The following is a 21,776-nucleotide window of genomic DNA, read 5'->3' as shown; positions in this document are numbered from 1 at the left end:
TAGTAATATTACCGTTCCACGTGCTTCACATTGTTCAGTACTGCCTCAACCTGCTCCCAGGTCGGGATACCCTCCCAGTCGCCTTCCATCTGAACGACCATCGAGCCGATCAGGTTGCCAAGACGAACCGCTTCCGCATGGCTGTAGCCCTTCAACAGACCTACGATGAATCCGGCGCAGAAGCCGTCACCGGCTCCAACCGTATCGATAACCTGCTCCGCCTTGAAGTAAGGAACTGCCGTCACTTTGCCCTGCTCGACAACGTACGTTTCGTCGTCTCCGCCCTTGACGATGGAGACGGCGTTCAGCTCACTAAGATGCTTCACAATCTCATCGAAGCTTTCGGTTTGGTACAGCAGCTTCAGCTCGTCCAGCCCCGGCAGGAAGTAATCCGCTTCCTTCGCCAGCTCCAGAAGCACACCGCGGGCTTCTTCAATCGACCACAGCTTCAGACGCAGGTTCGGGTCGAAGCAGACCTTGACCCCATGCTTGCGGGCCAAGCGAATCGCTTCTTTCGCCGCTTCGCGGCAGGACTCGCTAAGTGCAGGCGTAATGCCTGTCACATGCAAATATTTTGCTTGCTTAATATATTGTTCATCCAAATGCTCCGGCTTCAGCGTGCTTGCCGCAGAGCCTTTGCGGTAATAGTATACCGAGGTTTTACCGGATACGACCTCGCGAAGCATCAACCCCGTCGGCGCCTCCGTCGTCAGCTCTGCACGCGATACGTCTACGCCTTCGCCGCGGATTTTTTTCAATATGAGTCTGCCAAAAGGATCTTTACCGAGACGGCTGAACCATCCGACACGGTGGCCGAGACGTGCTACTCCGATCGCAACGTTGCTCTCAGCGCCGCCGAATAATCCCTGAAACTGCGGGGAATATTCAATGCCTTTGGAGCTGGTAGGCATCATCAGCGCCATCGTCTCGCCAAACGTAATGATTTCCGGCTGAAACATCTGATTTGAGCTCTGTTGTCCTGCCATTATCGGTTCATCCACCCGCCGTCAACGCAAAGCACGTGACCGTTCATATAATCGGAAGCGGCGGATGCCAGGAAGATTGCAGGTCCTTGCAAATCTTCCGTTGTGCCCCAGCGTCCAGCAGGAATACGTACGAGGATTTGGGCATTACGTTCTTCATCGGCACGCAATGCTGCCGTATTATCTGTGGACATATACCCCGGAGCGATCGCATTGACTTGAATGCCTTTGCTTGCCCATTCGTTAGCTAATGCTTTCGTAATCCCTGCAATCGCATGCTTGGATGCTGTGTAGCCAGGCACGTTAATACCGCCTTGGAAGCTGAGCATCGAAGCAATGTTAATGATTTTACCGGAGCCTTGCTTGATCATCTCACGGCCAACCAGCTGACACAGGAAGAAAGCGGCATTCAGGTTCAAGTTAATCACATCATGCCAATCTTGCGCAGAGTGGTCTGCGGCAGGCGTACGGCGAATAATCCCAGCGTTGTTGACCAAAATATCAATTTTACCGAATGCACCCAGCGCTTCGCTGACGACGCGCGGCAACTCGGACTCATCGGACAAGTTCGCTACGACCGTATGAACCTTGCGGCCCATCGCCTCGATTTGCTGTTGGGTTTCTCTGTTCCGATCGTTGCTTGTTACGATAACAATGTCGGCACCGGCTTTGGCCAAGCCTAAGGAAATACCGCCACCTAAGCCTACCGCACCGCCAGTGACAATCGCTACTTTACCGGATAAATCAAAAAAACTCATGTCTGCACCCCATTTAAACGTTTAATGTTAATCGACAATAAAACCACTGCTAGGTTGTCTCCCTTCTTATTATAAGTGAAGTACCCCTATTGTGCCAGCCTTCACCTTATAAAATCACAACCCTGTCTGAAGAATGTCCACCCTCAGAACCTCCTGTGAGCTGCACTCCCTGATAGGCGAATCATTCCTCGGGCCTGGGTCGGACCCGTTTCACTGCTTCTTTACTTATAGGGCACTACAAAGCACACCGCTCGATTTCAAAGCCCAATTGTTCGATCATTCGATGGTCCTCTTCTGCAGCTTGCCCCTCCGTCGTTAAATAATCGCCCACAAAAATGGAGTTCGCCGCATACAGCGCCAACGGCTGCAATGAACCCAGATTCAGCTCGCGGCCCCCGGCGACACGGATTTCTTTGGAAGGAAGGATGAATCTCATCAGTGCAAGAATCTTCAAGCATCTGCGCGGATTCAGCTCTGTGCGGCCCTCCAGCGGCGTCCCCTTTATGGGATTGAGGAAATTAACCGGGATCGAATCTGCGTCCAGCTCTCTGAGCGCAAAGGCCATCTCAATCAATTGAGCGTCCGTTTCCCCCATGCCGGCAATCACTCCTGAGCAGGGCGACATCCCGGAGGCCTTCGCCTTTTGAAGCGTCTCTACTCTTTGATCATATGTATGGGTTGTCGTAATTTGGTTGAAATGCCCCTGGCTCGTATTCAAATTATGATTGTACCGGTCCACGCCCGCTAGCTTCAGCCGCTCCGCCTGCTCCTCCGTCAAAATCCCGAGACATGCGCAAATTTTCATCGGCATCGCGGATTTGATTTCCTGAACGGCTTCAATCACCTGCTCCAATTCCTTGTTGGTCGGTCCTCTGCCGCTGGCTACGATACAATACGTTCCGACCTGCAGCTCCATCGCCTTTTGTGCACCGGCCACCAAGGTTTCCTTGTTCAGCAGCGGGTATTTTTCGATCGGGGCCTTCGATACGATGGATTGGGAGCAATAGCCGCAATCCTCCGGGCATAGGCCGCTTTTGGCGTTAATAATAAGATTCAGCTTGACCCTTTTCCCGTAAAAATGCTTACGCACCCGAAAAGCCGCATCCATCATCGCCAGCAGTTCATCCTCTTCCGCCTGCAGCACATGCAGCGCCTCCTCCCTCGTAAGCGGCTCCCCGCCAATGGCTTTGTCTGCGTATGCGTACCAATCCGTCTTCCTATATAACATAACGAACCGCCTCCCATGCGATACTGAATCGTAGAAAAAGAAATCGGCCCATCCATGCGATCAAATAGGACGGGTCCCTTTTTAATTCAATTGTAAACCATCAAATATAATTAATGGTTAACAATTAGTATAAGTTATACTACCTCATTCTCAGGAGATGGACAACTCTTTCTATGGAACAATAGCTTCGGCCTCTCTTACCTGCGGCCTGTTCATCAAGCTTCGGGGGCTGTGTACTGTCAATCCGGGGAAAGCCCCTCCTCAAAGCATTCCTGCGTCAGCCGGATCCATTCCCGCGCGGCAAAGCTTAAATACATCTGCTTCCGCCATATCATCGCCAAATGCCATGGCAGCGTTGGGTGAACCAAGGGAAGAATGCGAACACGGGCCGGATTCAGCACACGGCAAATCGGCTCTGGAAGCAGTGCAATGCCGAGATTGGCCGCGACCATCTCCCCGATGAAATCCCACTGGGAGCTTTTGTATAGCACTTGCGGCCTAAATCCCGCCCGCACGCATTCCGTGATGATCCGGTCATGCAGCGCAAAATCCTCGCTGAACAAAATAAACGTCTCTTCCGCAAGCTCGGCCAGCGGCACTTCTTTCCTATCCGCAAACGGATGTGACGGGTGAACGACCAGCTTCAGCTGCTCTTTTATAATCGTGTACGTCTCAAAAAGCTCCGCATCGGTCGGCAGCAGCACGACGCCCATATCCAGATGTCCGCTCGCCACCTCCGCTTCGATTTTGAGCGAGCCGTCCTCCACCATATGTATCGTGACGCCGGGGTACTTGTCCCGGAACCGCTGCATCACCTTCGGAAAAAAGCTCGATCCCGCCATGGGCGGCAGCCCGATGCGAATGCTTCCTTTTTGCAGGTGCGTAAGGTCATGAATTTCCCGCTCCAGATCGTGAAAGGAGTTCACAATGTCCTGTGCCTTCCCCAGGATGGCCCTTCCCTCCTCCGATAGCTCCACACGCTTGCCGATGCGTAAAAACAGCTCGATCCCGAGCTCTTCCTCGAGGTTTTTAATCATTTTGCTTAGCGTCGGCTGGGTGATGTGCAGCGCCTCTGCCGCCTTCGTAAAGCTGTTCGTTCGTGCCAGCTCCAGCACATATTGCAGGTGTCGGATATCCAATGATAACCCCTCTTTTTTTCATAGATAAATGGAATGATCTTTATTCTAATTATTCATTTTACCAATGAAAACAGATGCTGTACACTTTCAATAAAGGGGGATTTCCCGATGCGGACTTTTGTCAAAAGCACGCTGCAAGTGCTCATTTTCATTATCATTTCCTACGTCATGAACCGGATTGCCGACACGCTGCATGTAAGCATTCCAGGCAGCATCCTCGGCCTCGGCCTCGTATTTGTTTTGCTGCAGACGAAGGTCATCAAGCTTGAATGGCTCGATCTGGGCGCCAAATGGCTGCTCGCCGAAATGCTGCTCTTCTTCATTCCGCCCGCCGCAGGGATGATTCAATATAAGGCACTGCTGCTTAACAGCGGATTCCGAATTGTGCTGGTTGTCGTGATCAGTACCGTTCTAGTGATGGTGTGCGCAGGTCTTGTTGCGGAATGGATTGCCAAACCAAAGGAGAATAAACCGTCATGAACCTTATCGCTCTTGGCTGTCTTGCGGCCACAATCGCCATATATATGTTAACCAAGCGCTTTTATCAAAAGGTGCCTAAGCTCTATTTCACACCGCTTCTGCTGACCCCTGCCATTGTCGTGCTCTCCCTGGTGCTGTCCGGTATTCCTTATGAATCGTACCACGAAGGAACCCATTGGCTGAGCGACATGATTGGTCCCGCAACCGTAGCTCTGGCCGTACCGCTGTACAAAAATATGGCCGTGCTCAAAAAACACGCATTCACCGTCTTGGTCAGCGTGATGTCCGGAGCCATGGTGGCTATTCTCTCCTCCGCATGGCTGGCCAAGGAATTGCACCTCAGCACTGAAATTATGGAGAGCTTGGCGCCCCGCTCTGCAACGACCCCCATTGCTATGGCCGTTTCGCAGCTGACTGGAGGCGTACCTACAATCACGGCGCTATTCGTCCTGATGACCGGACTCCTTGGCATGCTGATCGGTCCCGTTATTATTCGTATCTTCCGAATCCGCAACGATATCGCCCGCGGCGTTCTCCTCGGAACAAGCGCCCATACCGCCGGAACCTCTAAAGCATTCGAGTTCAGCTCCATCTCCGGCTCCATTTCGAGTATTGCTATGATCTTAACCGCCTTTATTACTTTGTTGATTACGCCTTGGGCTTTACAGTGGTTTCTGTAAAGCCTTTTTTATTTGTTCCCATCTCCCCTTATCTCCTACTCCTTTAGGCCCCTCCCATCTCCCTTGTTGTTCCTGTGTTCGTATGTTCGTATGTTCTAGTGTTCGTATTATTGTTCTGTTCGGATTGATGAAAAATAGGTTCAATTTCAAGAAAATTGAAGGAATCCATAGGAAATTCAAGGTCTATGCCTGTTAATCCCTGTAATGACGCTAATCCTATACGAAAAAAGCATTTTTTTCCTCCTTGCTTTCCCAGCTGGAAGAGATTAGAATAATTAACACGAACAAGTGTTCTTATTTTGTTCGTGTTTTTGGAAACCTATTTCTTTTACAACGCACCAAGAAGGGATCATATCCTGTTCGTGCACTGCCTCTGCTCGCTGCTGGAATGATGGCTCCGACAACATCTCTCAAGCTAAGAAAGCTTTATCGTTATACCCAATCTGATCTTTCATACGGAGGTTTCGCCTATGGGAAAAATAATTATAGATTTGGACAAAGGTGCCCGGGAGTATACCCGCAAATATGCAGTGATCGATGCCAAGGGCATCGCGCTGCTGCTTCGAGACGGTCATCATATCCGCTCAAGAACGTACTATCCGGGAGATTATGCCGGAATCGATATTTTAACGGATCTGCACCAGGCCATGTCGGTCGCCTCACTCACGCCACGCCAAAGCGAATCGATCGCATGGGTGTACGGCTGCGACCTGACGCTGGATACCGCCGGCGTGCTCATGGGCATCACCAAGCAAGCGGTGAAGCAGGCCATCTGCTGCGCGACAGAGAAGATCGCAGCCGTCTTTCGCCACTGGGGGGAGCTCGAGAACAGGATGGAAGAATGCAAGGCAGGTGATCGGCATGAGCTTTAATTATAAAGTGGAATTCGAGCAGCAGGTCCGCAAGCTGGTCATGTGCAGCATCATGGATCGCCATGTGCGCATGCAAGAAATTCAGAAGCTGATCGACTCGTACATCAACTCGACGGACACCGTCCCTGATACGACCCCATTGGAGCGGCTGGCAGACTATATTCTGAAAGAGGAGCTGACAGATCGGAATCCTTACAAAGTGTCCCATACCAGTCACCCGATTATGAGTACTTGGCAGCTGGACCTGCGGCATAACCGCGAGGTAACGCTGAAGGTAGCCGAAGAGATCGCAGCCGACGGCAAACGGTACGCCGTACCGAAGCGTCGTTACCGTTCGACAGCCGAGCTTCTGCTGCTGGACGAGCAGGCCCGGATCCGCAATGCGCAGCGGGCCGCCCAGTACGAGAAAGATACGGCCCCCGGCCCCATTCACACTTATTTCCTCCCGAATATGGGGACTCCCCCCTATAAATCCCACGACCATAATAAGTAATTTTAAAAAAGTTATTAACTTACCTTTACTTCTCCCCCTCCTCAAGCCTATACGTTATGAAACGGTTGAAGCATCGCTTGTGCAAGCGGTGCTGACTCCGGTAATGAAGCACCAAGGAGGTGACTATATCATGACGTATCGGCGGCTGAAGCACATTCGGAAAACGAACGAGACATCCAGAGGGGATCCGCTGCAACATTTTCGTACCGCTATCCAAAGATGCTGTGAAGCGGCACGCCATTAATTTTGCAAAGGGGGTGACGCTGTGTCACTCATCACGGAAATGCATTCGATTGAAGCCTTTCTGAAGGAGAAATTCCCGTCCGCCCAGGTCCTGCTGCATGACATGCCTCAGGAGCCCGCGGCCGACAGCTTCAGCGTTGCCTTAATGAACGACGTACGCAAATCGGAGACGCATCTGCACATCCGTACAGAGCGGGAATTCCAGCTCCGATATGCAGGAACGGGCACAGAAGCGGTACTGGAGACAATGGACCTGCTCAGCTCCCTCGTCTACCAAACCCAGCTCATTCCTATCACGGATGCGCCGCGGTTCCTTCGTATCGCATCCTTTACTTTTTCTACGCCTAATCCGACCGGGAATGGCCTGTTTATTTGTACCGGGAGTCTGCGAACGGAAGGACGCACGGCACGAACACAGGAATCGTACGAGAAAATGCAGCATGTCTACGTACAGCAGGTGACGGTGTAGGACGGTTTCATATCACGGTCCTAATGAGCTATCGGCAGCTCATCAGCAAAAGCAAAATACCTACTAACAAGGAGGCTTTACTATGGCAGGAGGCAGTTGGGATTTGACATCATTACCGGTTCGTCCGGGTTTGTATATGAATTTTAAAGAAGCGGCGGCAGCGCAAATTACCGGTGGACAGCGCGGGGTCGTTGCCGTTCCGCTGAAGTCCTTCACAGGCGGTACGGCAGCGGCCAAAGCCTTTTATACGGTAACGACAGAAACCGAGGCTTTGAAGCTATTCGGGGCCGACTCTATTCAATCGATCAAGCTGGCTCTGCAGGGCGGCGCTAAAGAGGTGCTCGTTTACACGTTACCGGATAGCGCGACGGCGGCAGATTACGCGGATATGCGTACGGCTTATGATACGCGCCCATTCAACGTATTCGTCTTCGACGGAGAATACAACGAAAGCGAGCAAGCCGCGCTGAAGGCCTGGATTGCCGCCAATCGGGAAGAAGGCAAGCATTTCATGGCGGTGATCGGCGGCAATGCCGTGTCCGATGCCGACCCTGTGCAGGGCAACTCCCGCTCCGGCCTGAACAAGGACGATTACATCATCAACCTGATCAGCGGCGTAACGGTAGGCAATGCAACCTACAGCTCGTCGCAATTCGCCCCCTACATCGCGGGCTTGGTCGCAGGAACCAGCATCAACCGTTCCATCACCTATGCTCCGATTCAAGCCTCCGATGTGACGAAACGTCTGACCAACACACAGATCAAGGATGCGCTGCTGGCGGGATCGCTCGTTTTGGTGCATGACGGCGAGAAGGTGAAGGTGGAGCAGGGCTTGACGACAAGCAAGCACAAAATCCGCGCCGTCCGCACCCGCCAAGCGGTCAGCACCGACGTCACGCAAACCGCCAACGATGCCTACATCGGCAAGATCGATAACAACATCGATGGACAAGCCGCATTGATCAGTGCCGTCAAGGCGTACCTGGAAACGCTGGAAACGTCCAACGCGTTGTCTGACATCAACGTCAGCCTGGATCCTCAGCATCAGAGCACAGGCGACTCCGTCTATTTGCTGATCAGCTATCGCGAGATCGACTCGATGGAACGTATTTTCCTTACAGTCGCCATTTAACAAGCTCAATCATTTACAACATAAAATGAAGGACGGTGCATAGGCATGAAGCCAAATATGTTGGATTCCACCAGAACGATTCAAGGCAGCTTCGGCGAGATTTACAGTGAAGGACAATGGCTCTCTAACTTTTACTCGGGTGAGGCTGCAGCCGAAATTTCGTACGAGAAAATCAAACGGGCCGGCTCCCGCATCAGCGGCAACAAAGCCGGTACCATCGAACTGTCGGGTACCATCAAGGGGTACAAAGTGACCTCTGAGCTGGCCCGTAAAGTAGCTCAGGTCATGAACAGCGGCAGCAAAGCCTTCGTTACCGAGCTGAATATGAAGCTGAACGACCCGGAAGCGTATGGCTACGAGTATGTGCGTCTCAAAGGGGTGCAGTTTACCAAGATCGACATTATGAAGTTCGAGCATGGCACGATCGTGGAGACGGAATGGCCGTTCGTGTTCGATGATTTCGAGTGGCTTTCCGAGATTAAAGCGAACTAATCCACGAGGCTAGGCTAACATATTCCGCAGCCCCTGCTGCGTTAACGATACCGGAATCCGACGTGATCACACGCCGGGTTCCTTTTTCTAATAACCCTTTGGAGGATGATGACATGGATGCATTGCAAGCTTTTTTAACCGCGGATTTGACTATTGAAAAAGAGGTCCTTCTTCGCCGCCTGCAGACGACTCTGCTGATTAAGGCGATCGATTCCGGTACGCTGGACAAGGCTCGGGAGCAGGCTACCTTTTATACAGGCACAGGCAAGAACCGGGAGCGCGAGGTGGATAATGAGAAATTCAAAGCTATCCTCATTACCCATATGGTAATGAACGTCGATTTCGGGAACAGCGACCTGATGAAAAAGCATAATGCAATGAATGCGGTCGACTGCGTCCGCAAAGCGCTGCTCCCCGGTGAAATCGAGCGCGTTGTGAACGAAGGGCTTGCCCTCTCGGGCTTCGGTGATACCGACGAGACGATCGACGACCTAAAAAACTAATCCGGTCAGGCGGTGTGCCGTTCTTGGTTCATGTCCTGTTCCAGCGATACCATATCCCGCCTGACGAATTTTATGCAAAGCCTTATGCCTCGAGAATGGCTATGCTCGCATCCGTCCTAGTCCAGCTCGAGGATGAAGAAAAGGCAGCCCAACGAGGAGGTGGCAGGTAATGGATTACGTGAAGGTCGTCGTCGAGCTTGACGATAAATTTAGTGGAAAAATGAGAAAAATTACAAAAGAAATCATTCGTTTTACCAAGGTTACAACCTTGGCTACTACCGCTGTAAAAAGACTAGCCTTGCTAAATGTAGCGGCTGTAGCCTCTTTTGCCGTATTAAACCTAAGTGCCAAGAACGCATTCACTTCCATAAAAAAAGGGAGCTTATCAGCTTCATCCAACCTCATGCTGCTCACAGCCCAAACCGCCCTATTCGGTCGTGTTGCAAAGAATGCATCCGCTTCTTTCAAGGGTGCATTACCTGCAGCTGGTGCAAAGGGATCCTCGGCAGCAGCTGCAGAAGGAAGCGGAGGAGGTCTGCTCTCAACCATTGGTGGAGCTGCAGTCAAATCTACCTATGCCGTTAGCAAGGCCGCGCTCAAGCTGTCCTCCGATGCAGAGCAAGCCAACATTGCCTTTGAAAGTATGCTGGGCAGCAGCGATAAAGCCAAGCAATTTAGCGATGAGCTTGCCGCTTTTTCCAATAAATCTCCATTCGAGCTCCCACAAATACGGGAAGCATCCAAGAAACTGCTCTCTTATGGAATGACGGCCGAGAGCGTTGTCCCTATGCTGACTGCGGTTGGCAATGCTACGACAGGATTGGGACTAGGCAGCGAGAGTTTCGATGAAATCACTGGGGCCTTAGCCAAAATGAAATTGGATGGAAAAGTAAGCAGTGAAGAGATGGACAAACTTGTCGAGGCTGGAATTCCGGCCTGGGACATTTTGTCCGGCAAAATTAAAGTAAGTACCGACGATTTGAATGAAATGGCTGAGTCAGGTACCCTCCCGGCAGACAAGGCCCTCAAAGATTTAACGGACGGTATGAATAACCGATTCCCTTCTGCTATGGCAAAGCAAGGCCAAACGTTAGAAGGACTTTATAGTCAACTCAAAAAAACCTTTGAAAATAGTCTGCTTCAGAAATGGGGAGACGGGATTTCCAATGCGTTAAAACCGCGGTTGGAGATGCTTATGGGTTGGATTAGCCAGAATAGCTCCACGATAAGTCAATGGGGGCAAATGATTCATACTGCAGCATTCGGTGCAACGGATGCCATTTTAAATGCATTCCAGTTCGCTTTTAACTATGTTAAGACCCAATATTTTAATAACCCTGAATTTATGAATTTGTCCGTTCCTGCCAAAATCGCATTTATATTGGACGACCTTTTAAATAATTTCAATACATGGCTAAAGTCAGGAGGGCAAGAGCAAATCAGTAAGACGACGGAGCTGCTTGCCGCCTCCCTTACGGATAGCATCAAAACGATTGTTGAGCCCCTGTTGCCTGTAGCCCAGGACATAGGAATCCGCATTGCGGGCGGGATTATCGAGGGACTTGAGAGAACGATCGCAGAAAATCCCCTGCTTATGACAATCATCGGGGGATTCTTGGGTGCTGAGATGGGAGCCATATTTGGTCCTTATGGGGTTTTGATCGGCGCTGGTCTTGGAGCTGGCCTTGGTCTGTATGGCAGTTACGCTGCAAAGGATGCGGTTGCCGAAAGGGATAAAGTCGCTGCAGCCTCTAATAATTCATCCGTCCCTTTTTCAAATGGTCCTCGACTACTGCCTTCGCAGAATGTCCCTAGTATGTACCATCACGCCGGCGGGCTCGACCGCGTTCCCTACAACGGCTACCACGCCCTCCTCCATAAGGACGAGCGTGTCCAAACCAAAGCTGAAGCCGACGCATGGCGCAGCGGCGATGCCAGGTCCCCGCTTCAATTCAATTTTCATTATCACGGGGAACGTATGAGCGAAGCGGAAATTGATAACGTCATGGGTATTTTCGTACGCAAAATGGAGGCGCTAAGCTGATGAATAATATAGCTATCTGGCTTTCGTTAAATACGGAGGAGAAGCTGCGCATTCCCGTGAATCCGGAGACGATCAAAGTGTCCGCAACCGGAGGCTTCGAAGATGTTGAGGTCACACAGCTCGGGGAATATACATTCATGGGAAACCCGAAATTGCGGGAATTCACCTTTTCTTCCTTTTTTCCTAGAGATTACAGCCCTTCCTATTGTGAATCTCTCAACGAGTTTAAGGAACCATGGACGATGGTCGAGCAGCTTCAAGCTTGGATGAATGGCCGAAAGCCCGTCCAGCTGGAGGTGGCCCGTTCTAATCAAGAGGCCCCGGAGCGCTTGTACCAATTGATCAACGTGCCTGTGACAATTCGTTCTTTTTCCTATGAGGAGCGAGCCGGTCATGTCGGAGACCTTTTTTATGATTTAACTTTAAAGGAATACCGTTCCATCGAGTTCAAAAGACTTACCCCATCTGACGATGGAAGTGTCCTGCTGTCGGAGAATACCTCCCGCCCCGATCCTGCAATCCCACCGGAAAGCTATGAGGTCCGCAAAGGAGATACGCTATGGCATATCGCCCAAAAGACGCTGGGTGCCGGAGACCAATGGCCACGCATATATGAGCTGAATCAAGAGGTAATCGGTCCGAATCCGAATCTCATCTACCCTGGACAGACGTTGGTGATTCCCCAATGACCCTTCAAGTGCTATACAACCAGGAGATATACCTCGATCCCATCGTCAACTCGGTCACTTGGTCCGGCGACATCACACAGGCTTATCGTAAGCTGGAGGTGTCTATCACCAACACGATCGATGGAACGGCACAGGCAGTCAGCATCGAGCTGGGAAAAGAGCTGAGGCTGCTGGATGGCGATTCGGAGCTGTTCCGAGGCGTCATTTTCCAACACAATATCGATGCCAAAGGAAAAATGTCCATCACAGCCTACGATGAGAACATTTATTTAACCAAAAACACGGATTCCCGGAAATTTAGTTCCATGACCGCCTCTGCCATCATTCGTGAGCTCTGTGCTCATTTCCAAATTCCAGTAGGTGAAATTGCCGATACCGAATACGTCATTCCCAAGCTGATCTTACGGGACAAAACCGTGTGGGACATGATCGTCACCGCGCTTACCGAGACGCGCAAGCAGACGGGCCGGCGCTTTCTGCTTTCAGCCAGGGAAGGTGCAGTCCAATTGACGGAGCGTGGGAGTAAAATAACCGATTGGGTGCTTGAAGATACAACGAATCTGCTTGGTGCTTCCTATTCGCAATCTATCGAAGAGCTCCGGACCCAAATTAAAGTCATCGGCGGGGATGAGGAGAAACATCCGATCGAAAGCATGATCGCATCCGAGGAGTTAATTCAAGCCTTCGGTACCATGCAGCATCTGGAACGGGCCCAATCCGACATAAACGCTTCGCAAATCGCCCAACTGGCAGCCCAATTGGCGCAAGAGCATGGGAAAATCAAAGACGATGCTACCGTTGAGGCCATCGGCAACCTGGAAGTCATCTCGGGAACCGCAGTCTATGTCAAAGATTCTCTTACCCGCATCGTTGGAGCTTTTTATGTCAATAGCGACTCCCATACCTTTGAAAACGGAACGCACAAAATGAGTCTGACGATTTCAGGCGATGAGAATTTACCCCAATTGGCATACGAGCAGCCGAGCGAACCCAAATCCCCCTGATAGGAGGTCTATCGATGGTTGAAGGCTCCAATGTCAGCAAATTCGTTCAACTGATCAGACACATAGGCTACAACGACTTCGATCGGTTCGAATTAGCAACTGTGCTGTCCCCACCTCCTGCACTCCGTATCAGAGTCGATCATATGAAGATCGATTTGGACGCTGCAGACGTTGTCGTGGCAGAGCATTTAACCGAGCACGGTCGAAGCGTCCGCTTTCAAAATGATCCGATATCCTCGGCTTCAGCCGATGAGGATTCGGGTACCCCTTCCCCGCTCCCCTCCGGGGACGTGCTGCTTACTTTCAAATCCCCGCTGCAAGCGGGTGATCGAGTCATTATTGCTTCTGCCAATGCCGGGCAGACGTATGTCATTTTAGATAAGGCGGTGAGGTATTTTGGCACTTAGTCCGTTAAGCAAACCGGAGCAAAGAGCCGTGCGGGTGAACAAACAGACGAAACCGTCCAAAACGTATGCTTTGGATTTGGATAACGGCACCATCGGCGGTTATATTGACGGTCTGGACGCTTTGAAGCAGTTTATCCGCAAAACATTAGCGACGCCGCGGTACCGATACATGATCTATAACGGCCAATATGGCTGTGAAATGGAATCCTTGATTGGACAAGACCTGCCTGCAGCGCAGCTGCAATCTAGCCTGCCCCGAATGATCAAAGACGCGCTGATCTACGATGACCGGATCCGGGATGTAACCGGCTTTGCATACCGTAGGGAAAACGATACTTTATTTGTCACCTTTGCCGTATCGACTACACTAGGAACAATTCAAGAGGAGGTGACCGTCTGATGGCTTATGAAGCTCAAACCCAGACCGCTATTTTAACGCGGATGCTGGATGCTTCTCCTTCCAATATGGATAAGCGTCAAGGAAGCGTGACGTACGACCTTCTATCCCCTGCATCCATCGAGCTGGCAATGGCCTATATCGAGCTGGAGCAGGTACTGAAGCTTGGCTTTGCAGATACCTCCTACGGTATCTATTTGGACCTGAGGTGCAAGGAACTCGGACTGACACGGAAACCCGCCGTAAAAGCGGTCGGGGACATTACTTTTACAGGTCCAGAAGACACCTTCATCCCGAAAGGCACCGAAGTATCAACCGGAGGAAAGATCCCGGTTTATTTCAAAACTATGGCAGATTGCCGATTAACCGGCGGCTCAGCAACGGTCGGTGCCGAAGCAAAAACCGGGGGGTTCAGCGGAAACGTCACGATCGGGGCGATCAAACTGCTATTCGGTGCCTATAGTGGTGTCGTATCGGTTACCAATACCTCTACTTTTAACGGTGGCGTGGACCTGGAAACGGACGAGGATCTTCTGAACCGCTACATGGAAAGGGTACGCAGACCTGCCGCCTCAGGAAACGCCAATCAATACCGGCAGTGGGCCTTGGAAATCGCCGGCATTTCGGATGCCAAAGTATACCCGCTCTGGAACGGAAACGGTACCGTCAAAATCGCATTGCTCGATTCCAACAAACGCGCCCCCCTTCCTTCAAAGGTCGCCCAGGTGAATCAATACATCGCTTCCGTTGCCCCGGTGGGTGCCGCGATCACTGTCGTTGCAGCCACGGAGGTTCCGATTCATGTCAGCGGAACGTACACCTTAAAGCCCGGCGCCACACTGGAAGATGCGCGTCGTCAAATCGCGGAGGGCGTAGCCAATTACTTAAAAACTCTTGCATTCTCCGATGCCATTGTAAGATACACCCAAATTGCCAATGTCGTTCTGGATACGGATGCCGTCGTGGATTATGCCAATTTGCAGGTGAATAGCGGAACTGCCAACCTGACCATTGAAAGCGGCAGCGTTGCGGTACTGGGGACGGTGAACTAATGAGGGACCATCCAACGATACACCAAGGCATGACGGATTACCTCCCCCATTACTATCGGGAATCCCCTATTACCCAGAACCTGCTGGACCGTGAAGCAGACGAGCTTGCCAGCTTGAACTCCGCCATTTTCGGTATCATCGAACAATGGTTTGTGGAAACCGCAACCTGGGGGCTGGCAGCTTGCGAACGGGTTTTGGGGATTGTGACGGATCCGCTCAAGCCTTTGGATCAGCGCCGCTCCGTCATCAAATCCAAGCTTCGCGGCACCGGTACGATTACCGTGGAGCTTATCCAAAATGTCGCGGAATCCTACGCCAACGGCACTGTACAAATCATTGAGGACTATCCCCACTATACGGTGACCATAAAATTTATAAGTACCCGCGGAATTCCCGCCAATCTGGAGGATATTCGCAACGCCCTGCGGGAAATCATTCCCGCACACTTGGCTGTTGTCTTTGAATTCACCTATCTTACCTGGGGTGAGCTGGATAGTGAAGAGCTCTCTTGGGATGCATTCGATACTTTGGGGCTGACTTGGAACGAATTAGAAGTATATCGAGCGAATTAATGAAACGGAGGTCATTGCATGCCAGATGTAACGCCGAGACTCGGCTTAAAAAAACCGCTAGGTAACGAAAACGTGACCCGCGCAGCCTATAACGAAAATTTGGACCTGATGGACGCGAACGCAGCAAAAAAATCCGATGTGGACGCTCTCCGCTCTGACAACACCAAGCCCCTCGCCGCCGAAGTCCGCACCTCCGATCCCTCAAGCCCTGTGTTGGGCCAAATCTGGCTGAGAAGCGATTTGTAGGGGGGTGGGAAGTATATGCCAAGCATTACTTTATATCCTATAGCTGATGCTCGCGTTTCCCAAAAGTATCCTACTTCAAACTTCGGTACGGAAACATATTCACAGGTAAACTATGAGGCTAGCGGGACAACGCTATCAAACTATGTTTTAATACAATTTGATTTATCAAGTATTCCATCAGGTTCTATCATTAACAATGCATCCTTAAATATATATGCTTCTGGAATTTCCGGAGCAACTGGAACATCATATTTGTATGCTGACCCCATCAAAGGTGGTTCATGGAGCGAAACTTCTGTAACATGGAATACTAAACCATTCGCCGATTCAGGTGGGCCTACTTCTGGTTCGTATTCGGGCTCCACAACTTCTGGAACTTACTCATGGCGGCAACTGGATGTACAAAAAATGGTAGAGGCATGGTCATATAGCATACTCGGCAATTATGGAATCCAATTATCTATGGTCAATAATGGTAGTAAAGGTATGAACATGCCTATGAGAGAGCAAGGTTCATCTAATGCAACATACTTGTCCATAAATTATACACCCGTTCCAGGAAGAACAATAAGAACTTTAACCTGCAATGCAAACAGAGGAACAACTGTTAACACATCCGTTGGTGGAGCTGTTTCCGATACTCAAACTTGGTATGGGGTTCCGAGTACAATAGTAACAGCGGGAAGTATTTACAATCCAAGTGACGAAGATTGGACGAATTACAGCCGTGCCTACTTAAATTTCGACATGTCGTCAATTTCTGGAAATATAACAAAAGCATATTTAAAACTTGCAGGATATCGTTACAACAACAACAATGGTGGTAATTTAAGAATAGGTACTCCATCCATCCATTGGGATGAATCTATTCCTGTTTCTGGCACTGTTAATTCTGTTTCTATTAATAATGGAACTGACTTCAGCCTTGGCTCTACCCAAAATTCGTATGACTTTATAGATATTACAAATATATTTTCTGCTATAAAAACTGCCGGAAATGGATTTGTCATAGGGGGCACAAGTACCACTGCTTATTACGGACAAAATGATATAGAAATACAAACAAGAACATCTTCATTGCCTCCTCAATTAGTTGTAATTACAGACAATACTCAACCCAACGCCCCTGTCCTCGGCTTTACTGACGGACAAGCGATAAACACGCGAACACCGACCATAACCTGGACATACAGCGACCCCGATGGCAACCCACAAGGGGGATACTTTGTTCAAGTCGTAAATAGTACTTACACAGCCACCGTCTACGATAGCGGTTGGATCCATGATGCCAATGCACGCAGCTTTACGATTCCAGCGGGAGCTATCCCTTCAGATGGACAATGGTGGATACGTATGGGGGTTATGGATAGCAATGGTGCCGTTAACCAGGCAAACGGAACAGGCGGTGGGGATAGCTCCTTCGGCAACCGCCGCATCATTATTGATACCGTTGCCCCCTCCTACTCCAGTGTTGGAGGCAATACGAATGGAAGACGCACAGATAACCCACAATACGTTAACATTGCTTCCAACGGCACTTTCCGTGTCTGGGTCAATGGTGTAGGAGATACTACGTCAGGTATCAACCGTGTACAATTCCCATCCTGTAATGCTACAACCGGCTCACCATGGAGTACGTGGTATAACGGCACACATGACGGTTCAGGCAATTGGTACTGTGATATTCCAATAGCTGCAGTAGGGAATAACGCGGAAGGTATTTATTTTACAGACCCTTACATCTTTGACAACGCAGGGAACGTAACAGGCTGCACCCGTGTGCAAACATCCGTTGACCGAACCGCTCCAACCATCTCAAGTGTCCAAGGCTACAGCTACACAAATCTAACCGCAGGTTCACGCCGCGTTTGGGCATACGGAGTCACAGATGCAGGGAGCTCGGGATTATTACAGGTACTTTGTAACTATACGGTTCCAGGGAGTGCAACAGTGAATAGCGTAACCTGCACGGCTTCAAGCTCTGACTATTACGTGGATATTCCCTTGTCCGCACAAGGCGAATACAGGGTAGATTTTTACTGTGTGGATAAAGCCGGTAACTGGATGAGCAACCCAAGCAGCAAAACCTCCTATTTCTTCGTAGACAGCCAGCGCGCAAACGATCCTAATCCTAACGTAACCTATGGTACAACGACTGCCACCTTTGCCTGGAATGCCTTTTCTGACCCTGCCCCATCTTCTGGTTATGATAAGACATACATGTATCTTGGAGAGTGGAACGGGTCCGGTTGGGTAGGGACTCCACTGTATAGTGGGGCGAGCATTGGTAATGTGATCACGCTCAGTGTAAGTGGACTAAAGCAAGGAGCACGCTATCGCTACACTGTCACGCACTACGATAAGTCCGGCAACGAGAGCGCTTATACGTATAAAGAATTTGTCACCAAGAAAAAAATTGGAGAATGTCACATTCAGAAGGCAGGTCAACGGATAACCTTACCGGTATACGACCTTGCTTCCGGAGTCAACGGCTCTAAGGCTCTACGTACAAAAGTCTCCGTCGGCATTGGCTGCTTCGAGCTCGTTCCTACGACTTCTACAAGTGCATCACCGTTTCGGGTGGCCACCCCTCAAGGAATTAAAGCTATTTCAAAATAGTTAACGAATTTCACTCCCTAAATCTTCAATTATCTAAAATACTCTTCACTGAATAATTTCCTATCTAATACATTGCTAAAAATACACGCGAGGATGATTCGTATTTGAATCTTTCTCGCCTTTCTTTACTTTAGAGATAAACTAGCACTGCCAAAACTCCCCTATCCTTTAAAGCTAATTAAGTTACTCCAATAACCAGAGGAGGTACACAAAGATGGAAGGTGTTGATGTTCTGACCTATTTTTTTACCCAAGGGCCCTTTGCCGTTTTGTTTGTTTGGCTGCTCTTCTCTTCCCATAAGGAATCTCGTGATCGGGAACAGAAGCTTATTCATGAAAGTCGAGAGCGTGAAGGAAAACTCCATGATATTCTTGATAAGTTCAGCGATAAATACGACGTGATCATTACAGAAATCAGGGATATGAAAACTCGGTTTAAGGAGTAGTACCTCATGGAAAACGACATATTAACCCTCGCAGCGCTAGTTGCTGCTTACGTCGGGGTAGTTAAGCGATTCGGCATGAATGAAAAATGGACTCACATCGCTGCCCTCTTGTTTTCAGCCATTTTCGTTCTGATACCGGAATCCGCCCAAAGCCTGACCATAAAGATGAGCGTTATCGGACTGACCGCTTCAGGCGCATATCAATATGTTAAGAAACGGAGTGATGGAGACACATGACATTCAGAATAAAATACTCCGTTTCCCCGTCCTATTTAACAGGCGGTTCTCTGCGCCGTCCTTCACTTCCCATGAACCAAGTGCGTTTTATTGTTGCTCACGATACAGGGAATCCCGGCTCTACAGCCGCTAATAATGTCGCCTATTATGAAAGATCTCGGGACGATATGGAAGCGAGCGCTCATATTTTTGTAGACGACTCAGACATTATCGAATGTATCCCCTTTCTAAGCGGCCCTGCCGAAAAAGCTTGGCATGTTGTTTACAACACACCTATTGATAATCAAACATTTGGAGTCGACGCGAATGATTGTGCCGGTGGGATTGAATTGTGCTACGGAGAAAACATCAATGGCAAGGAGGCATACCAGCGTTATGTCTGGGTGATGGCTTACGCTTGCTGGCGCTATGGCTTAGATCCGGCTACGGACATCACTGCTCATTTTATTTTAGACCCATCACGCAAAATAGATCCAAAGAATGCACTAAGTCCGTTAGGCATCACCTTTGAGCAATTTCTTAATGACGTTAAACAAGAATATGATACCTGTATACAAAAGGAGCCTGAACCTATGCTGGATAAAGGCGTGGCACAAACCATTATCAGTACCTGGATCTCCCCTGCATGGCATCAAATGACTGGCAATCGTGATCAGCAAGATTACCTGCATTGGCTGGCTAATGAATTACGCAAAGCAGCAGGATTAGATCCTGAGTAAAAAATAAAAAGCCCTGAGACGGATTACGTCTCAGAGCTTGTCCACCCAATCAGATTCTTTCTGCTTCCTTCCTCTGCTTCTTGCTTAAAACCCCATCAAATTGATAGACATATGTCCCGTTGTCTGCCTTACAAAGTAATCTAGAAAATAAAAAAAAGCCCTCTACAGGCTTTAGCTTAAACGTCCCAGGAGGGATTCGAACCCCCGACCGACGGCTTAGAAGGCCGTTGCTCTATCCAGCTGAGCTACTGGAACATAAATATGGAGCGGGTGATGGGAATCGAACCCACGCTACCAGCTTGGAAGGCTGGAGTTCTACCATTGAACTACACCCGCTCACTATGAAATTAATGGTCGGGACGACACGATTTGAACATGCGACCCCCTGGTCCCAAACCAGGTGCTCTACCAAGCTGAGCTACGTCCCGATGATTATGGTGCCGGTAGAGGGACTTGAACCCCCACGGTTTCCCTCACGATTTTGAGTCGCGCGCGTCTGCCAATTCCGCCATACCGGCTTGTTAAATGGAGCGGAAGACGGGAATCGAACCCGCGACCCTCGCCTTGGCAAGGCGATGCTCTACCGCTGAGCCACTTCCGCTTGCTCCTAACAAAAGAGACAAGAAATATCTTACTATAATTACCCGTTTAATGCAATAGTTTTTTTTGGAGCGGAAGACGGGAATCGAACCCGCGACCCTCGCCTTGGCAAGGCGATGCTCTACCGCTGAGCCACTTCCGCGAAAAAAATGCGCGTAGAGGGACTTGAACCCCCACGGTCGCCCGCTAGATCCTAAGTCTAGTGCGTCTGCCAATTCCGCCATACGCGCGCTTGAGAAAAATGGTGAGCCATGTAGGACTCGAACCTACGACACCCTGATTAAAAGTCAGGTGCTCTACCAACTGAGCTAATGGCTCAAACAATGGCTGGGGATCTAGGATTCGAACCTAGGCATGACGGAGTCAAAGTCCGTTGCCTTACCGCTTGGCTAATCCCCAACAGTTTGGATTAAAAATGGGGCGATCGATGGGACTTGAACCCACGAATGCTGGAGCCACAGACCAGTGCGTTAACCCCTTCGCCACGACCGCCATATTCAATTACTACTGGTGCCGTCGAGAGGACTTGAACCCCCAACCTACTGATTACGATTCAGTTGCTCTACCGGTTGAGCTACGACGGCAGAAAAGCAATACAACCAAAACAAAACCAAGAAAGTAACGAGCCAATCGAAAGCAAAAAAATGGCGGAGCCGACGGGATTCGAACCCGCGGTCTCCTGCGTGACAGGCAGGCATGTTAGGCCTCTACACCACGGCTCCACACTGATATTTTTGAAACCATAGTAGTCCCAAAAATAAATTGGTTGCGGGGGCAGGATTTGAACCTGCGGCCTTCGGGTTATGAGCCCGACGAGCTACCGGGCTGCTCCACCCCGCGTCATTGTATTTCTATGGTGGAGGCTGACGGGATCGAACCGCCGACCCTCTGCTTGTAAGGCAGATGCTCTCCCAGCTGAGCTAAGCCTCCATAACTGGAATAAATAAATGGTGACCCGTAGGGGATTCGAACCCCTGTTACCTCCGTGAAAGGGAGGTGTCTTAACCCCTTGACCAACGGGCCTTGCATTAAATTAATTCTACGGAGAGAGAGGGATTCGAACCCTCGAGACGCTTGTGACGCCTACACGATTTCCAATCGTGCTCCTTCGGCCAGCTCGGACACCTCTCCATATGGCTCCCCGAACAGGACTCGAACCTGTGACAACTCGATTAACAGTCGAGTGCTCTACCAACTGAGCTATCAGGGAATATAATTTCACTGAATAGCAACGGGTGCTATTATAAAATTCGCTTGGCGACGTCCTACTCTC

At 50.0% G+C, this 21,776-nt stretch carries 24 protein-coding genes and 17 tRNA genes; 20 read left to right on the top strand and 21 right to left on the bottom strand.

Annotation, left to right across the window (positions count from 1 at the left end; genetic code table 11):
- Nucleotides 1-8: 8 nt before the first annotated feature.
- The 4 genes from CF651_RS09865 to CF651_RS09850 form a co-directional block, all read right to left on the bottom strand.
- Nucleotides 9-986 (bottom strand): sugar kinase, encoded by a 978-nt coding sequence (locus CF651_RS09865; protein ID WP_094014688.1) that lies wholly within the window; start codon nt 984-986, stop codon nt 9-11.
- Nucleotides 986-1,741 carry a 2-dehydro-3-deoxy-D-gluconate 5-dehydrogenase KduD gene (gene kduD, locus CF651_RS09860; protein ID WP_094014687.1) on the bottom strand — a complete coding sequence of 252 codons (756 nt, stop codon included), beginning with the start codon at nt 1,739-1,741 and terminating at the stop codon, nt 986-988. The genes CF651_RS09865 and kduD overlap by 1 nt, the downstream gene beginning before the upstream one ends.
- 235 nt (nt 1,742-1,976) lie before the next feature.
- On the bottom strand, nt 1,977-2,969 hold the full coding sequence (gene bioB, locus CF651_RS09855; protein ID WP_094014686.1) for a biotin synthase BioB: 993 nt from the start codon (nt 2,967-2,969) through the stop codon (nt 1,977-1,979).
- 239 nt (nt 2,970-3,208) lie between these two features.
- Nucleotides 3,209-4,108 (bottom strand): LysR family transcriptional regulator, encoded by a 900-nt coding sequence (locus CF651_RS09850; RefSeq protein WP_094014685.1) that lies wholly within the window; start codon nt 4,106-4,108, stop codon nt 3,209-3,211.
- Nucleotides 4,109-4,216: 108 nt separating this feature from the next.
- Between CF651_RS09850 and CF651_RS09845 the strand changes: the two genes are divergently transcribed.
- The 20 genes from CF651_RS09845 (at nt 4,217) to CF651_RS09750 (ending at nt 19,903) form a co-directional block, all read left to right on the top strand.
- Entirely contained in the window at nt 4,217-4,588 is a 372-nt protein-coding gene (locus tag CF651_RS09845) for a CidA/LrgA family holin-like protein (protein ID WP_094014684.1), read from the top strand.
- A complete protein-coding gene (locus CF651_RS09840) occupies nt 4,585-5,268 on the top strand; it encodes an LrgB family protein (protein WP_094014683.1) in 684 nt (227 codons plus the stop codon). Before CF651_RS09845 ends, CF651_RS09840 begins: the two co-directional genes overlap by 4 nt.
- Before the next feature lie 470 nt (nt 5,269-5,738).
- The gene (locus CF651_RS09835; RefSeq protein WP_094014682.1) at nt 5,739-6,140 is read left to right on the top strand and encodes a sigma factor-like helix-turn-helix DNA-binding protein; all 402 of its coding nucleotides are present in this window, start codon (nt 5,739-5,741) and stop codon (nt 6,138-6,140) included.
- The gene (locus CF651_RS09830) at nt 6,130-6,633 is read left to right on the top strand and encodes a hypothetical protein (protein WP_094014681.1); all 504 of its coding nucleotides are present in this window, start codon (nt 6,130-6,132) and stop codon (nt 6,631-6,633) included. The genes CF651_RS09835 and CF651_RS09830 overlap by 11 nt, the downstream gene beginning before the upstream one ends.
- A 265-nt stretch (nt 6,634-6,898) precedes the next feature.
- Nucleotides 6,899-7,345 carry a hypothetical protein gene (locus tag CF651_RS09825; RefSeq protein ID WP_094014680.1) on the top strand — a complete coding sequence of 149 codons (447 nt, stop codon included), beginning with the start codon at nt 6,899-6,901 and terminating at the stop codon, nt 7,343-7,345.
- An 82-nt stretch (nt 7,346-7,427) separates the two neighbouring features.
- Complete coding sequence (locus CF651_RS09820; protein WP_094014679.1) at nt 7,428-8,477, top strand: phage tail sheath subtilisin-like domain-containing protein; 1,050 nt, start codon at nt 7,428-7,430, stop codon at nt 8,475-8,477.
- Nucleotides 8,478-8,522: 45 nt separating this feature from the next.
- Nucleotides 8,523-8,969 (top strand): phage tail tube protein, encoded by a 447-nt coding sequence (locus CF651_RS09815; RefSeq protein WP_094014678.1) that lies wholly within the window; start codon nt 8,523-8,525, stop codon nt 8,967-8,969.
- A 113-nt stretch (nt 8,970-9,082) separates the two neighbouring features.
- On the top strand, nt 9,083-9,472 hold the full coding sequence (locus CF651_RS09810; RefSeq protein ID WP_094014677.1) for a phage tail assembly chaperone: 390 nt from the start codon (nt 9,083-9,085) through the stop codon (nt 9,470-9,472).
- Nucleotides 9,473-9,641: 169 nt separating this feature from the next.
- A complete protein-coding gene (locus CF651_RS09805; RefSeq protein ID WP_094014676.1) occupies nt 9,642-11,516 on the top strand; it encodes a tape measure protein in 1,875 nt (624 codons plus the stop codon).
- Entirely contained in the window at nt 11,516-12,205 is a 690-nt protein-coding gene (locus CF651_RS09800; RefSeq protein WP_094014675.1) for a LysM peptidoglycan-binding domain-containing protein, read from the top strand. Before CF651_RS09805 ends, CF651_RS09800 begins: the two co-directional genes overlap by 1 nt.
- Nucleotides 12,202-13,209 (top strand): XkdQ/YqbQ family protein, encoded by a 1,008-nt coding sequence (locus CF651_RS09795; protein ID WP_094014674.1) that lies wholly within the window; start codon nt 12,202-12,204, stop codon nt 13,207-13,209. Before CF651_RS09800 ends, CF651_RS09795 begins: the two co-directional genes overlap by 4 nt.
- Nucleotides 13,210-13,223: 14 nt before the next feature.
- On the top strand, nt 13,224-13,616 hold the full coding sequence (locus tag CF651_RS09790) for a DUF2577 domain-containing protein (RefSeq protein WP_094014673.1): 393 nt from the start codon (nt 13,224-13,226) through the stop codon (nt 13,614-13,616).
- Nucleotides 13,606-14,016 carry a DUF2634 domain-containing protein gene (locus CF651_RS09785; protein WP_094014672.1) on the top strand — a complete coding sequence of 137 codons (411 nt, stop codon included), beginning with the start codon at nt 13,606-13,608 and terminating at the stop codon, nt 14,014-14,016. Before CF651_RS09790 ends, CF651_RS09785 begins: the two co-directional genes overlap by 11 nt.
- Nucleotides 14,016-15,065, top strand: coding sequence for a baseplate J/gp47 family protein (locus CF651_RS09780; protein WP_094014671.1), 1,050 nt, complete (start codon nt 14,016-14,018; stop codon nt 15,063-15,065). Before CF651_RS09785 ends, CF651_RS09780 begins: the two co-directional genes overlap by 1 nt.
- A complete protein-coding gene (locus tag CF651_RS09775; RefSeq protein WP_094014670.1) occupies nt 15,065-15,637 on the top strand; it encodes a putative phage tail protein in 573 nt (190 codons plus the stop codon). The genes CF651_RS09780 and CF651_RS09775 overlap by 1 nt, the downstream gene beginning before the upstream one ends.
- Nucleotides 15,638-15,655: 18 nt before the next feature.
- The gene (locus tag CF651_RS09770) at nt 15,656-15,883 is read left to right on the top strand and encodes a hypothetical protein (protein WP_094014669.1); all 228 of its coding nucleotides are present in this window, start codon (nt 15,656-15,658) and stop codon (nt 15,881-15,883) included.
- Between the two features lie 15 nt (nt 15,884-15,898).
- On the top strand, nt 15,899-18,502 hold the full coding sequence (locus CF651_RS09765) for a DNRLRE domain-containing protein (RefSeq protein WP_094014668.1): 2,604 nt from the start codon (nt 15,899-15,901) through the stop codon (nt 18,500-18,502).
- 214 nt (nt 18,503-18,716) lie between these two features.
- Nucleotides 18,717-18,947, top strand: coding sequence for a BhlA/UviB family holin-like peptide (locus tag CF651_RS09760; protein ID WP_094014667.1), 231 nt, complete (start codon nt 18,717-18,719; stop codon nt 18,945-18,947).
- A gap of 6 nt (nt 18,948-18,953) precedes the next feature.
- Nucleotides 18,954-19,184, top strand: coding sequence for a hypothetical protein (locus tag CF651_RS09755; protein ID WP_094014666.1), 231 nt, complete (start codon nt 18,954-18,956; stop codon nt 19,182-19,184).
- Nucleotides 19,181-19,903, top strand: a complete 723-nt coding sequence (locus CF651_RS09750; protein WP_094014665.1) for a peptidoglycan recognition protein family protein — start codon at nt 19,181-19,183, stop codon at nt 19,901-19,903. The genes CF651_RS09755 and CF651_RS09750 overlap by 4 nt, the downstream gene beginning before the upstream one ends.
- Nucleotides 19,904-20,084: 181 nt before the next feature.
- Here CF651_RS09750 and CF651_RS09745 read toward each other — a convergent pair.
- From CF651_RS09745 to CF651_RS09665, 17 genes are all read right to left on the bottom strand, one after another.
- Nucleotides 20,085-20,158, bottom strand: a tRNA-Arg gene (locus CF651_RS09745).
- Nucleotides 20,159-20,165: 7 nt separating this feature from the next.
- A tRNA-Gly gene (locus CF651_RS09740) sits at nt 20,166-20,239 on the bottom strand.
- Between the two features lie 15 nt (nt 20,240-20,254).
- Nucleotides 20,255-20,331 (bottom strand) — tRNA-Pro (locus CF651_RS09735).
- A 7-nt stretch (nt 20,332-20,338) separates the two neighbouring features.
- A tRNA-Leu gene (locus tag CF651_RS09730) sits at nt 20,339-20,421 on the bottom strand.
- Between the two features lie 8 nt (nt 20,422-20,429).
- Nucleotides 20,430-20,504, bottom strand: a tRNA-Gly gene (locus CF651_RS09725).
- A gap of 66 nt (nt 20,505-20,570) precedes the next feature.
- Nucleotides 20,571-20,645 (bottom strand) — tRNA-Gly (locus CF651_RS09720).
- Between the two features lie 8 nt (nt 20,646-20,653).
- Nucleotides 20,654-20,733 (bottom strand) — tRNA-Leu (locus tag CF651_RS09715).
- A 12-nt stretch (nt 20,734-20,745) separates the two neighbouring features.
- A tRNA-Lys gene (locus tag CF651_RS09710) sits at nt 20,746-20,821 on the bottom strand.
- A 6-nt stretch (nt 20,822-20,827) separates the two neighbouring features.
- A tRNA-Gln gene (locus CF651_RS09705) sits at nt 20,828-20,902 on the bottom strand.
- A gap of 17 nt (nt 20,903-20,919) precedes the next feature.
- A tRNA-His gene (locus CF651_RS09700) sits at nt 20,920-20,995 on the bottom strand.
- 16 nt (nt 20,996-21,011) lie between these two features.
- A tRNA-Thr gene (locus CF651_RS09695) sits at nt 21,012-21,087 on the bottom strand.
- A gap of 61 nt (nt 21,088-21,148) precedes the next feature.
- Nucleotides 21,149-21,225 (bottom strand) — tRNA-Asp (locus CF651_RS09690).
- 41 nt (nt 21,226-21,266) lie between these two features.
- A tRNA-Met gene (locus CF651_RS09685) sits at nt 21,267-21,343 on the bottom strand.
- Between the two features lie 14 nt (nt 21,344-21,357).
- Nucleotides 21,358-21,433: transfer RNA gene (locus CF651_RS09680), tRNA-Val, on the bottom strand.
- A gap of 18 nt (nt 21,434-21,451) precedes the next feature.
- Nucleotides 21,452-21,526, bottom strand: a tRNA-Glu gene (locus CF651_RS09675).
- A 19-nt stretch (nt 21,527-21,545) separates the two neighbouring features.
- A tRNA-Ser gene (locus tag CF651_RS09670) sits at nt 21,546-21,634 on the bottom strand.
- Between the two features lie 3 nt (nt 21,635-21,637).
- Nucleotides 21,638-21,713, bottom strand: a tRNA-Asn gene (locus tag CF651_RS09665).
- Between the last annotated feature and the right edge of the window lie 63 nt (nt 21,714-21,776).

Source organism: Paenibacillus rigui (genome assembly GCF_002234615.1).
Taxonomy (GTDB): domain Bacteria; phylum Bacillota; class Bacilli; order Paenibacillales; family NBRC-103111; genus Paenibacillus_S; species Paenibacillus_S rigui.
This window is presented reverse-complemented; position numbering and strand designations above follow the sequence as displayed.

Coding starts and splice junctions, on each gene's coding strand:
- CF651_RS09750 (WP_094014665.1), top strand. CDS start 19,181: ATGACATTCAGAATAAAATACTCCGTTTCCCCGTCCTATTTAACAGGC.
- CF651_RS09840 (WP_094014683.1), top strand. CDS start 4,585: ATGAACCTTATCGCTCTTGGCTGTCTTGCGGCCACAATCGCCATATAT.
- CF651_RS09865 (WP_094014688.1), bottom strand. CDS start 986: ATGGCAGGACAACAGAGCTCAAATCAGATGTTTCAGCCGGAAATCATT.
- kduD (WP_094014687.1), bottom strand. CDS start 1,741: ATGAGTTTTTTTGATTTATCCGGTAAAGTAGCGATTGTCACTGGCGGT.
- CF651_RS09810 (WP_094014677.1), top strand. CDS start 9,083: ATGGATGCATTGCAAGCTTTTTTAACCGCGGATTTGACTATTGAAAAA.
- CF651_RS09830 (WP_094014681.1), top strand. CDS start 6,130: ATGAGCTTTAATTATAAAGTGGAATTCGAGCAGCAGGTCCGCAAGCTG.
- CF651_RS09775 (WP_094014670.1), top strand. CDS start 15,065: ATGAGGGACCATCCAACGATACACCAAGGCATGACGGATTACCTCCCC.
- CF651_RS09820 (WP_094014679.1), top strand. CDS start 7,428: ATGGCAGGAGGCAGTTGGGATTTGACATCATTACCGGTTCGTCCGGGT.
- CF651_RS09760 (WP_094014667.1), top strand. CDS start 18,717: ATGGAAGGTGTTGATGTTCTGACCTATTTTTTTACCCAAGGGCCCTTT.
- CF651_RS09780 (WP_094014671.1), top strand. CDS start 14,016: ATGGCTTATGAAGCTCAAACCCAGACCGCTATTTTAACGCGGATGCTG.
- CF651_RS09795 (WP_094014674.1), top strand. CDS start 12,202: ATGACCCTTCAAGTGCTATACAACCAGGAGATATACCTCGATCCCATC.
- bioB (WP_094014686.1), bottom strand. CDS start 2,969: ATGTTATATAGGAAGACGGATTGGTACGCATACGCAGACAAAGCCATT.
- CF651_RS09835 (WP_094014682.1), top strand. CDS start 5,739: ATGGGAAAAATAATTATAGATTTGGACAAAGGTGCCCGGGAGTATACC.
- CF651_RS09765 (WP_094014668.1), top strand. CDS start 15,899: ATGCCAAGCATTACTTTATATCCTATAGCTGATGCTCGCGTTTCCCAA.
- CF651_RS09755 (WP_094014666.1), top strand. CDS start 18,954: ATGGAAAACGACATATTAACCCTCGCAGCGCTAGTTGCTGCTTACGTC.
- CF651_RS09800 (WP_094014675.1), top strand. CDS start 11,516: ATGAATAATATAGCTATCTGGCTTTCGTTAAATACGGAGGAGAAGCTG.
- CF651_RS09790 (WP_094014673.1), top strand. CDS start 13,224: ATGGTTGAAGGCTCCAATGTCAGCAAATTCGTTCAACTGATCAGACAC.
- CF651_RS09845 (WP_094014684.1), top strand. CDS start 4,217: ATGCGGACTTTTGTCAAAAGCACGCTGCAAGTGCTCATTTTCATTATC.
- CF651_RS09815 (WP_094014678.1), top strand. CDS start 8,523: ATGAAGCCAAATATGTTGGATTCCACCAGAACGATTCAAGGCAGCTTC.
- CF651_RS09805 (WP_094014676.1), top strand. CDS start 9,642: ATGGATTACGTGAAGGTCGTCGTCGAGCTTGACGATAAATTTAGTGGA.
- CF651_RS09770 (WP_094014669.1), top strand. CDS start 15,656: ATGCCAGATGTAACGCCGAGACTCGGCTTAAAAAAACCGCTAGGTAAC.